The sequence below is a fragment of the Aetokthonos hydrillicola CCALA 1050 genome (assembly GCF_017591665.1).
Classification (GTDB): Bacteria; Cyanobacteriota; Cyanobacteriia; order Cyanobacteriales; family Nostocaceae; genus Aetokthonos; species Aetokthonos hydrillicola.
The window spans coordinates 1-11,452 of sequence record NZ_JAAKGC010000138.1 but is presented as its reverse complement, the minus strand read 5'-3'; the positions used below and the strand labels follow the sequence as shown (position 1 = coordinate 11,452).

9 protein-coding genes and 1 CRISPR repeat array are annotated in these 11,452 nt (G+C 41.2%); of the genes, 3 read left to right on the top strand and 6 right to left on the bottom strand.

Annotation, left to right across the window (positions count from 1 at the left end; all coding sequences use genetic code 11):
• Both G4P69_RS33180 and iscB read left to right on the top strand, forming a co-directional pair.
• The coding region (locus tag G4P69_RS33180) for a zinc ribbon domain-containing protein (RefSeq protein ID WP_208354087.1) at positions 1-465 on the top strand (465 nt) is incomplete at its 5' end.
• Positions 466-864: 399 nt separating this feature from the next.
• Positions 865-2,199: an RNA-guided endonuclease IscB gene (gene iscB, locus G4P69_RS33175; protein WP_208354085.1), complete on the top strand. Its 1,335-nt coding sequence runs from the start codon at positions 865-867 to the stop codon at positions 2,197-2,199.
• A 162-nt stretch (positions 2,200-2,361) separates the two neighbouring features.
• Here iscB and G4P69_RS33170 read toward each other — a convergent pair whose 3' ends face one another.
• From G4P69_RS33170 to G4P69_RS33155, 4 genes are all read right to left on the bottom strand, one after another.
• The gene (locus G4P69_RS33170; RefSeq protein ID WP_208354083.1) at positions 2,362-3,570 is read right to left on the bottom strand and encodes an MFS transporter; all 1,209 of its coding nucleotides are present in this window, start codon (positions 3,568-3,570) and stop codon (positions 2,362-2,364) included.
• A gap of 107 nt (positions 3,571-3,677) precedes the next feature.
• Positions 3,678-4,799: an alpha/beta hydrolase gene (locus tag G4P69_RS33165; protein WP_208354081.1), complete on the bottom strand. Its 1,122-nt coding sequence runs from the start codon at positions 4,797-4,799 to the stop codon at positions 3,678-3,680.
• 165 nt (positions 4,800-4,964) lie between these two features.
• On the bottom strand, positions 4,965-5,633 hold the full coding sequence (locus G4P69_RS33160) for a nitroreductase family protein (protein ID WP_208354079.1): 669 nt from the start codon (positions 5,631-5,633) through the stop codon (positions 4,965-4,967).
• A gap of 643 nt (positions 5,634-6,276) precedes the next feature.
• Positions 6,277-7,959: direct repeats of the CRISPR family, unit length 36 nt; unit sequence CCCTACCGATTGGGTTAAATCGGATTAGTTGGAAAC.
• A gap of 480 nt (positions 7,960-8,439) precedes the next feature.
• Positions 8,440-9,651 carry a TetR family transcriptional regulator gene (locus G4P69_RS33155; RefSeq protein ID WP_208345733.1) on the bottom strand — a complete coding sequence of 404 codons (1,212 nt, stop codon included), beginning with the start codon at positions 9,649-9,651 and terminating at the stop codon, positions 8,440-8,442.
• A gap of 192 nt (positions 9,652-9,843) precedes the next feature.
• Here G4P69_RS33155 and G4P69_RS33150 point away from each other — a divergent pair, with 192 nt between their 5' ends.
• Positions 9,844-10,671, top strand: a complete 828-nt coding sequence (locus tag G4P69_RS33150) for an acyl-CoA desaturase (RefSeq protein ID WP_208345731.1) — start codon at positions 9,844-9,846, stop codon at positions 10,669-10,671.
• Between the two features lie 58 nt (positions 10,672-10,729).
• Here G4P69_RS33150 and G4P69_RS33145 read toward each other — a convergent pair whose 3' ends face one another.
• Together G4P69_RS33145 and G4P69_RS33140 are read right to left on the bottom strand one after the other, a co-directional pair.
• Complete coding sequence (locus tag G4P69_RS33145; protein ID WP_208345730.1) at positions 10,730-11,170, bottom strand: PIN domain-containing protein; 441 nt, start codon at positions 11,168-11,170, stop codon at positions 10,730-10,732.
• Positions 11,163-11,390, bottom strand: a complete 228-nt coding sequence (locus tag G4P69_RS33140; protein ID WP_208345729.1) for an antitoxin family protein — start codon at positions 11,388-11,390, stop codon at positions 11,163-11,165. Before G4P69_RS33140 ends, G4P69_RS33145 begins: the two co-directional genes overlap by 8 nt.
• Positions 11,391-11,452 lie beyond the last annotated feature (62 nt).

The window sequence follows — 11,452 nt, the reverse complement described above, 5'->3', positions numbered from 1 at the left end:
GTTTTCTTTGCCGAAGACCTTAATCTACGCGGTTTCACCAAGCGCAACAAAGCCAAATGCGACTCGCAAGGAAAGTTTCTGACAAATAATCAAAGCGCCAAATCAGGATTAAATAAGTCTTGGTTGGATGCTGGCTTCGGTCAATTCTTTACTACGCTGGACTACATAGCCTCAAAAGCTGGAGCAGTAGTAGTAAAGATAAATCCTGCTTACACTTCGCAACTGTTGGCATACCGTGATGAATTCGTGTTTACGGATTGCAGTATCAGGAGTTACTTTGACCCTCAAGAATTGCTTAATGTTGACCGTGACGTGAATGCATCCATCAACATTAAGCGAGTTGGGCTGGGACTGTTCCCAACTATAAAATGCCGGAAGGGGAAAGTGGTAATTACTGCCACTGCGACAGCTAGTACCTCCAAGGAAGTTCTGCAAGTTCTGCGCTCTTCGAGCCACCGCGTCTAAAAACGGTGTTGACGGAACGGCAGAAGCCCACTGTGACCGCTTGCGGCACTGTGGGTAGTTCACAAAGATCTAAACGTACAGTATATAGATGTAAGCCATAGTGACAACTCCACACACTGACCCGAAGGGCAGTGTGGGCTTCTATGAGATTGGGGATTAGAAGCAGGTGTCATTAGTCTCAGTAATCCGTTATGCGAGGATTGCTACGTTTACCGCCGAATGTATAGGCACTCTGGGATGTAGGGTTAGCAACCCGTTTCCTAGTTCCGGACAATGCGGGTGGTGATTAAACATCTCTACGGGAGCGGAGAAGTGTGACCAGCGAGAAACCGGGGAAAACATTGACGAAGGAAACCACCCACGAGGGTAGAACTTAATTAATAGTTCAAACCAAAAAACATGAAAGTATTAGTTATTAATCAGCACGGAAGACCATTGATGCCCACGACACCTAGAAAGGCTAGAATCCTTTTACAGTCAGGCGGCGCAAAAATAGTAGGTAGAGACCCCTTTACCATTCAACTTAACTACGGAACCAGTGGGTATACGCAACCAATCACGCTAGGGATTGACGCAGGGTATTCTCATATTGGTTTCAGCGCAGTAACCGAAAAAGAAGAATTAATTGGTGGTGAGTTGGAGCTTCTTGAAGATGTGTCAGAACGTATCACAGATCGCAGTAAATACCGTAGAACACGTCGTAATCGCCTACGCCATCGGATAAAAAGGTTTGATCACCGGAAGCGTTCTGAAGGATGGCTAGCTCCATCAATTCAACACAAGCTTAACTCACACATTAAGCTGGTGGAACGCATTAAAGCGAGAATGCCAATTATCAAAATCATCGTAGAAACAGCAAAATTTGACATTCAGAAAATCAAGAATCCTGACATTCAAAGTGAAGAATATCAACAAGGTGAGCAGTTAGGGTACAAGAGCTTAACGGATTATATTCGTCACAGAGACGGCTACAAATGCCAAAACCCAGACTGTAAGAATAAAAGTGCTGATAGGATTCTTCAGGTTCACCACCTCGGTTACTGGAAGAACCCACCAGACAGAAGCAATAAACCAAGTAATTTAATTACCTTGTGCGATAAATGCCATTCATCCCCCAATCACAAAAAAGGTAAATTCCTGCATGGATGGAAGCCAGAAATTAAGCCATTTAAAGCTGAAACTTTCATGTCTACCATCTACAAACAAGTATTGGAAATACTAGTTGCTGAACAAGCTTTTGGGTACGAAACAAGTTTTAATCGACAAGAGTTAGGTCTAGAAAAGTCTCACCACAACGATGCTTTTGTTATTGCTGGCGGAACTACCCAGAAGCGTGTAGAGCCTCTGATGTTAGAACAAATTCGCCGTCATAAACGCTCAATGGAACAGTTTTACGATGCCAAATATATTGATCTGCGGACTGGCGAGAAGGTCTCAGGGTCTATCCTTAACTCTGGTAGACGTACTCGCAATAAAAAACTGAATGGCGAAAACTTAAGAGTGTATCGTGGTCAGAAAGTCTCAAAGGGTCAACGTCGAATTAAAAAGCAGCGCTACCGCTATAACCCAAATGATTACGTGATGTTTGAGAAAAAGGTTTATCGGGTAATTGGAATGCAGAATTTAGGGACTGGAGTCAAAATTGCTAATTATCCCGGTGTCGCCAACAAAGTTGTCAATGTCAACAAAGTTCAACCCATCAAAAGGAGAAGTGGTCTCTGTGCCCGTGCATAAAATGGTGCGTGCGTACACGACCCTCTGCCCTTAGTCACCTGCGGTTACTATCGGTTGACGGTCAATTCCTCACCACCGCGCCTTATATCTCACCACTGATTCTGAGTACAGAATTCAGTGGGAGGCTTACGGCGAAATAGCTAAACTTATGCAGCTTTTATGTTATGCTGCTCTCATGCGTTTCTTCTGATAAACAAACCAGATAGAAAGTAACGCCATCGCCACACCAGCTACAACAAAGCATGGAATGTAGCCTAATGTATCTACAACTTTACCAAAAGTTGCTGCACCAAGTCCTTGTCCAAGAAACAAATTGAAAGCAAATAACGCTACTGCTGTTCCGCGTGCTTCAGGTGCTAACTCAGTTGCTTGCGTTTGGAGTGTGCTGTGCATCATATAAAAGCCTAATCCCATTAGAATGGTTGAGGGGATAAACATTATCCAGTTATGAAAAAAAGCTATAAACAAGTAACTGGAACACATTAACCAGCCCCCAACTAGAACTAGACCATTTTCTCCAAGCCTATTAACTAGCCACTGCACAAAACGACTGTAAATGAGTCCGCCAATGCCAAAGCTACTTAACATAAACCCGATCGCAACGTAGGCTAATTGATAGCGATCGCGCAAAAATGCCCCAGTGTAAGCAAACCCTCCGAAAACAAAAAAACCTTCAATAAACACCGCTATAATGACTATACGGGCGACCCTTTGAGTGAGAAGTTGGTAGTAAGGCACAAAAGAGGAAAGACCTAGTGAACCTTGAGAAATACGCCTATCTGGAACACCTTTAGCTGCACGCCACATAGCGACAGTAATGGCAAGGGACAATATCCCAAGGACTATAAAAATATCATGCCAGCTTACATATTCCCCGAATATACCACCTAAGCTGCCGCCAAGGATCTGACCCAATACAAGCGCACTCAAATACTTTCCAATAGCGGCTTGGCGTTTTTCGTAAGGGAAGTTGTCACCAATATAAGCCAGTGAAAGTGGGATCACAGCGGCAGCAGCCATCCCTGTAAGGAAACGTAATAAGGTAAGTAGCTCGATATTAGGTACAAATGCACAAGCTGCTGTTCCAACGGCAAATGCTCCCATCGCGGTGGTCATAACCTTGAGTTTACCAATGCGATCGCCTAACAAACCATAGACTAATTGAAACAGACCGTACGGAATTGTATATGCTGAGACAATCACCGCCGCACTGCCGATACTCTGTTTAAACTCATCAGCAATGATATGAAGCATTGGATCTATAACCCGTGCATCAGCAATTACTATGAAGGCAGCAGCACCTAAAACGATTAATGAAACACGTGTTTTGCCAACTTGATCTTGATCTTGATCTTGTGCGAACTTACTCATATATTACGTGAGCGAGACGCTCACACTACATATTCCTGATACAGAAGATCTTTCTTTTTTCCTCCCCATGCCCCATGCCCCATGCCCCATGCCCCATGCCCCATGCCCTATTTCTTAAGAATATTTAACAATGCTTCCCGATAAATATTTATCCCTTCATTATTTAAATGGGCACCATCTTCTGAACTGAGATTAGCTTTTAAAGCATCATTCTGATTTAATGAGTCAACTGGTTGCAGTTCCAATGGTATATTTTCTTTAGTTGCAACTTGACTTATCACAAAATTAATCTGTTTTATTTGAGAATTTGTTGCGGAGATGGTCGGATCTTGACTAGCTGCAGGTGTTGAGTAAAAAGCGGGAATCAAAAATATCTGCTTACTGCCAAGGTTTCGGACTAACGAAATTGATTCTTGGAGTTTGCTTGAAAATAATTGATCGCTCAATCTATACCAAGCATCGTTTCCACCAATAGCAATTACTGATTTTTCACATTTTATTTTCGCAGGAGCCAGAAGTTTAAGCTGTTCAACAAGTGAAATACTACTTAAACCGTTTAAGGCAAAATTAAAAGTATCATCACCAAGGGTATTGCCAAGTTCAGCAGTCACAGAATCACCAAATAAGCAAGCAGAGAATTTTTTACCTTCAGTCGCAAATTTTTGATATTCGACTTGAAGTTGCCATAAAGGGGAAGCACTTAAATTATCTTTAGGTGGGATCTGTGTGGGAGATAGATTTAACTTACTTGCTACTTCAAACGCTGCTGGAACGTTAACAACTAGTCTATCGCTAGGATAAGCCTGAAAAAAGCTGATGATTCCTAAACCATCCTTAGAACTAGCTCCGAGAAGAACAGCAGCATTTAATGCTTCCACTCCAGCTTGATCCCGACGAGAGATCCCTTGAGAAACACCAGCTAAAACTTGTTTAGCAAGTTCTGTATTTAATACCTTATTTAAAGCTCTCAGATCAAGAGCCATTTTTACCTGTAGTGCTTGATGAAACTCCTTTTGTTGTTCAGGAGTTAAAAATCTGAGAAAAAATTTCAAATCAGAGGAAGCTTGTTCTGTATCTGCGTATTTACGTAAATCGGAGACAGGCAGCGATTGTTCAAATAAACCATAACGAAAGATAATTTTTGTCGCAGCAAAACAAGGATTTGCTGCTGTTGTCAATGACAGCAAACACAGAGATAGAGCCAGCACAACACGGCGCAAATATTTCATGGATCTCAGCAGATACTTACTTGAGTAGTCATTTTGATATTGTTGTACAAAATGTCCCCCTAGTAGCGTCTCAAAATTAGTATTTCTCTAACTTCCCAAGTAAAACCCCATAAAGGGTGGGGTAGCGGTTAGCAGAATACCCAACCCCTAACCCTATTCCCTATATCAACCTTGATATGGATTGCCTAATTTATCTACAAAAACGTTGTAAGCTAATGGTAGACGACCAGGATTACGGCGTGGTTCTGCTGCATACCCAACTGGTAGGAGAAGTGCGATCGCCAAACTTGGTTTGTCTGCAGCGCCAATAACTTCCTTAACTTTGTCCTCAATCCAGCCATTCATAAAACAGGTAGATAAGCCAAGACTTTCTGCGGCTAATGACAGATGTGTTGCTGCAATTATGGCATCTTTAACAGCATACTCGCGTGTTTTTTCTCCAAGGCTCTGTTGAGTTTGAGGAATAGCTTTTTTAAAGTAGTTCACAACGTCTTGTGTCCAAGCACCTGTTTTTATTCCTTCGTTGAGAATTGGCTCCAAGTCTTCTTCTTTCCAAGCATCAGCATCAGCTGCAAAGACAAACGTAACAGGTGCTTCAATAATTTGCTTTTGGTTCCAAGCTGCTGCTGCTAAAGCTTTTTTTTGCTCTTCGTCTTGTACAACAACAATCCGCCATTGCTGTAAATTATAGCTACTCGGTGCTGCTACAGTTAACTCAATGAGTTGCTTGAGCAATTCTGGGGCAATGGGATCTGATTTGAAGGATTTGATCGAACGACGTTGGGCGATCGCGCTTGGTACATCCAAAGGCTTAGTCTGGGTAATAGGACTCATTGTTGTGTCTTCCTTGTTCTAGTCTAGTTTGAACGCTAAAAGCAGCATTGCCTATCTTTCTCAAGAAGGATAAGTCTCATTAGGAATGAGAAATCCTTTGTTTTAATTGTTCGGTAATTATGAAATATCGAACAATTAAAATATAATACACTTTGGTTAATCATGCAACCATCAAAGATATTACTTAATATTAAGTTTAATTTACTACTTAAAAAAGCATCATACGGAGACAAGATAGCTCTTTATATCTAAATCTATTCTAGATTGTTGGTTAAAAAAATGGTATTTTGATTAAGTAATAATTATTACTATTTACTGTGAGAGTTGTTGTTGTGTATACTATTTTTAGTAGTAAAAAATCTACGAAGTTGTGGTTGAATCGTTTTTCACAAACACCTGCACCTTCAAAGCTCGATGCTGTCTAGCTTTTACGATTATTTAGGAGCTTTTGTATCATGGTCATCGACACACTCCGCCAGATCGCTGAAACCCTATATTTTCCGTTGGAGTGTGTCGATTGCTTACGGGGCAAGGTTTTGAGGCTAGTGTTTTGCTCGATTTTTCCTACCGTATATAATGTTTTTCAGGAGGGTGTCGATTTGTCGTCTGAAACTCTTACTGTGTAAGGGCTGCTAGACGAACTCCCTACCGATTGGGTTAAATCGGATTAGTTGGAAACGATGTGACATCAGAAGGAAGCTTTAAAAATACTTCCCTACCGATTGGGTTAAATCGGATTAGTTGGAAACACTCTGTCCAAACACCTCCACGCTCCAGTCCACCCTACCGATTGGGTTAAATCGGATTAGTTGGAAACAGGGCCTAAACTTTCACTTTTTGGCAAAGCTTTAGACCCTACCGATTGGGTTAAATCGGATTAGTTGGAAACCCTATGGTGACCTTTCCTAAAATCAAGACAAAGTCCTCCCTACCGATTGGGTTAAATCGGATTAGTTGGAAACACATTTCTCTCGAAAGATAAAAGTGCAGATATTGCCCTACCGATTGGGTTAAATCGGATTAGTTGGAAACGATTAGTGCCGCGGAACTGGTTGTAGGTGGACCCTACCGATTGGGTTAAATCGGATTAGTTGGAAACAGAGGCGGCTGACCGCTCATTGAAAGAATGTTGCCCCTACCGATTGGGTTAAATCGGATTAGTTGGAAACCTGGCCTGTTTAAGGCAGGCAGAAACTTTTTCATCCCTACCGATTGGGTTAAATCGGATTAGTTGGAAACCAAATCAAATTTCAAGTGCCCAAAGCAATCCAGAACACCCTACCGATTGGGTTAAATCGGATTAGTTGGAAACAAATTTTTACGCTTCTGGAGTTCTGAGGATTTCTTTTAGCCCTACCGATTGGGTTAAATCGGATTAGTTGGAAACCTGATGCTACTATCCAACAAGAAGAAGTTGGATTTATCCCTACCGATTGGGTTAAATCGGATTAGTTGGAAACATGCAAAATCCTTTCTGTGTATGGAAAATGACCCCTACCGATTGGGTTAAATCGGATTAGTTGGAAACATTTAGATTGACACTGGAAGAATGACGAAAATATTTACCCTACCGATTGGGTTAAATCGGATTAGTTGGAAACGAGAACACTTCTTCTTAACCAACAACGCTAACGGGCCCTACCGATTGGGTTAAATCGGATTAGTTGGAAACTGTACCCGCGATTTTTATGGAATATGCCCGACACAACAAAGCCCTACCGATTGGGTTAAATCGGATTAGTTGGAAACACCCAAAAAATTCGAAGTTTCATGAGAAATTCTCCGCCCTACCGATTGGGTTAAATCGGATTAGTTGGAAACATTTAACAAACCCCTCGTATGACCATTCGCTTGGTGCCCTACCGATTGGGTTAAATCGGATTAGTTGGAAACGAGTAAGATAGTTTCCTTCTTCGCTGCAAATACTCCCTACCGATTGGGTTAAATCGGATTAGTTGGAAACCCTTTTGAAACTTTTGCCAGTCTTCGGGGTTAATAATGCCCTACCGATTGGGTTAAATCGGATTAGTTGGAAACAATTTCACCGCTGGACTTCGCAGTTTTCGGGCGAAGTCCCTACCGATTGGGTTAAATCGGATTAGTTGGAAACGGTATGCTAGGCCAGAGGGGTTATTAATAGTCCCATTCCCTACCGATTGGGTTAAATCGGATTAGTTGGAAACCATTGAAGTCGGCGCCAATTAGATTTGTTCCCTTGTCCCTACCGATTGGGTTAAATCGGATTAGTTGGAAACGACAGAGGTATTCGCCACTATATTCACTGGATTTTCCCTACCGATTGGGTTAAATCGGATTAGTTGGAAACGAAGCTCAACATCTGACAGTGTTCAAGGGTTGTTACTTCACCCATTAATTTGCACGAGGTGGAAGGATTAATTTGCACAACTAAACCAGAAATTACTATGTTTAGGTAATGCTATAAAACTTGTTTAACGGAGGTGGAAGGATTAATTTGCACAAAGTATAAGAATGGAACAATTCATTTGCACGAAACATATAAAAATTATTTCAATAGCTCAAACTCGGTCCTTAAGTCAGAAAATTAAAACAGCCTAAAAATAATGGTTTTAGCTTCGATTATACTTTCTAGTCTTGGTGGAAACATAAATTTGCACGCCCTAAGTAGAAGCATTAAATTGCATTTTTGCAAAGTTATGAGTAAAGTAACAAGGGTACATAGACCCTACCGATTGGGTTAAATCGGACTTAAATTACTGTAGTGCGGGCATCTTGCCCGCATTTCGTATAGAAATTAAATACGCAACAGCTTATACAGCTTAATAGTTCACGATTTTTGATCAAGGCGAATAGCCTGCTCTAATGCTGATTTTTGTCTGGCTCTACGAGCATACGTTTGTAGCTTGGCTAAGCCCCAGCCTGTAATGATACTCATATCTTCTAAATTCATGCCCTTCATTAACATTTCTACGCACCATGTCTGTTGAGCTTGCTCTACAACCGGTTGTTGTCCTTCAGGTGTTAATAAACCGTCAGTTAATATTTGCCAATACTCGTTTATTTCTGCTTCTGAAATTGGCATACCAAGATCATTGAGAAATAAAGCTGTACAATCATCCTTACGGCTTTTTATCCATTGAGTTAATGGGTTGCGAGTATAAGAGCCATAGCGCTTACCCATGATCCACTGATTAACTGGAACTTGGCGAAGTGAGCCAGTGGTAATCTGTAATAAGTGCTGGTTGCGATCGCTAACTTGATGCGATCGCGCTAAATCGACAATTTCTACGGTAGACAAGCCAGTTCCAAACAAAACATACATTAGAGCATAATCACGCAATCCTGATTTTTTAGCTCGTTGGAGAATTGTCTGTACTAAGTTTGCTGGTAAATCTCTTACTTTCTCTGTAGAACTAGAGTCAACTCTAACTAAAAGACTACAGTTAGTGGCTTTATTAAGAACAAGTGCTACCAAATTTTCCAAAAACTCGTCTCTGTCTTGCCAAAGTTCATGAAACTCGCTGGTAAACTCGATGATCGCATATCCTAACAACATACTATTCAGCATACTTGCCAGCTTTTCGGCTGGCAGGTGTATGTGTAATTGCTCACGCTCCATAACTGTTGCTAGATATTCGGCAACATAATGATTCGCTTGTGTTAAACTTCGTCCTAGAGCCTGACGATTTTCTATAGGATAATTTCCCGCCTCCCCAACTAATGAGCGCACCAAGTCAGGAAACTTTTCCAGAGCCTGTAAGCGATCTTCACAATAGTCTTTTAAAGCTTGATAGACACTAGCCGTTTCATTTGCATGTAATTTTAAAGAGTCTCCTAGCTCTTTAAACACTAATGATTCCGAAATGACTGCCAGTAGCAATCCGTGCTTGTTGCCAAAATGTCGAAAAAGAGTGACTTCGTTAACTTTGGCTAATTCTGCGACTGCTTTTGTGGTAGTCTCGGTGACTCCTTGCGCAGCGAATAACTCTATAGCTGCGTTGATCAGTCGCTGTCGAGTGGAAATTATTTGGTCAGTCATAGATTAAAAATATCAAATTAAAATGCAAGTGCCACTTGCATTTTAATTTAATCCTTGGTAAACTGAGAAGTCTAAGAGGCACTTGCATCTTTAACAGTTATCAGTGAACACTTATCAATTGACTGATAAGTGATCCAGTCAATTCTCAGAAATTAGAACGCTCCCAAAGCAATCAAGTCAAAGGAAAGATTTATGACTATACACTCAGTTACGGCTCAAGATGAGCAGTCGTTAACTCTGAGCTGGATTAACGTGACATTTTTTGGTATTATTCATGCTTTGAGTTTATTAGCTCCTTGGTTTTTTTCTTGGTCTGCATTAGGTACCATGCTATTCCTACATTGGTTGTTAGGTAGCATTGGTATTTGTTTGGGATATCATCGGCTTTTAACTCACCGTAGCCTACAAGTACCGAAATGGTTAGAATATGGGCTCGCTATTTTGGGTGCGATCGCCTTACAGGGAGGACCAATCTTTTGGGTAGCTACACATCGGTTGCATCATGCCTATACAGAGGATAAGGATAAAGATCCCTACTCTGCTCAGCGTGGTTTTTGCTGGAGCCACATGCTCTGGATTTTGTATCCACGTCCAGAATTTTTTAACTACGACACCTATAAAAAGTATGCTCCTGAACTAGCGCGGGATCCATTCTATCGCTGGCTAGATCAGTACTTTTTGTTCCTACAAATTCCTGTTGCTATCCTATTATTTGCTTTAGGGGGATGGTCTTTTGTAGTGTACGGTGTTTTTCTCAGAGCAGTATTACTTTGGCATAGTACTTGGCTAATAAACTCTGCTGCTCACTGGCGCGGTTATTCTAATTTTGAGTTGAATGATAGCTCTCGTAATCTTTGGTGGGCAGCGCTTTTAACTTATGGTGAAGGTTGGCATAATAATCACCATGCTCACCCAAATGTCGCAAAAGCCGGATTGCGTTGGTGGGAAATAGATATGACATGGTGGGCAATTAAAACGCTTCAAACTCTCGGTTTAGCAAAGAAAGTTGTCGAAAGCTAGTATATCTTGGCGAGCGTGAAACACCTACACCGGCACAAAACCAGTCCGGTGTAGGCTTTTAAGAGTTTAAATCTCTAAACGGATTGACAATCTGTAAGGTGTTTTCAAGTATTAAACCCTCTTGCATATCTTCCGAGTAAAGAATACTTGCATCCCCTAAAACAGCACTTGCAACGATGAGGCTATCCCAAAATGAAAGTGAGTATTGGTCGCGTAATTTCACAGCAGTCTGAAGCGTTTCGATAGAGACTGGTAAGATTTCACAACCTTGGGCTAATTCTTCTATTAATATCTGAATTTGGGTGTTGGTGAACCCTGCTTTTCGGATTAAATTGGAACAAACTTCATTAACCACCTGTGTACTGATTAAGACATTTTGCTGATTTGTGATAGTTGTAGCGATTTGTTGTTTGACAGTAGCATCAGTGTCACGAGGGTTAAGAATAAAACGATACAGCCAAATATTAGAGTCAATGAAGCAAAGTTGAGATTCACCCACGTTCGTTCGCTTCTTCTCTAGTCAAAGGCTGAAAATCTTCAATTTTGATTGGATTGTCTGTTAATTGAGCGATAAGTCCTTTTTGTGGAAAGCATTTTGTTTTGGGGCTTGAATGAGATTCTATAATAAGTTTGACGGATTCACCCTCAGCCAGTTGGAGATTTCCGATAGGGCGTAAAACGCCATTTTCAAACACGGCTTCACAGTTGTGTTGCTGCATAATGTGTTTTGCTAAATTACCTCTCTGAGATTTTAACATAAGCGTCGATTGACAAGCCTAGT

Bases quoted from the DNA above. Each gene is read 5' to 3' on its own strand.
- iscB (WP_208354085.1), top strand. From the start codon at position 865: ATGAAAGTATTAGTTATTAATCAGCACGGAAGACCATTGATGCCCACG.
- G4P69_RS33170 (WP_208354083.1), bottom strand. From the start codon at position 3,570: ATGAGTAAGTTCGCACAAGATCAAGATCAAGATCAAGTTGGCAAAACA.
- G4P69_RS33165 (WP_208354081.1), bottom strand. From the start codon at position 4,799: ATGAAATATTTGCGCCGTGTTGTGCTGGCTCTATCTCTGTGTTTGCTG.
- G4P69_RS33160 (WP_208354079.1), bottom strand. From the start codon at position 5,633: ATGAGTCCTATTACCCAGACTAAGCCTTTGGATGTACCAAGCGCGATC.
- G4P69_RS33155 (WP_208345733.1), bottom strand. From the start codon at position 9,651: ATGACTGACCAAATAATTTCCACTCGACAGCGACTGATCAACGCAGCT.
- G4P69_RS33150 (WP_208345731.1), top strand. From the start codon at position 9,844: ATGACTATACACTCAGTTACGGCTCAAGATGAGCAGTCGTTAACTCTG.
- G4P69_RS33140 (WP_208345729.1), bottom strand. From the start codon at position 11,390: ATGCAGCAACACAACTGTGAAGCCGTGTTTGAAAATGGCGTTTTACGC.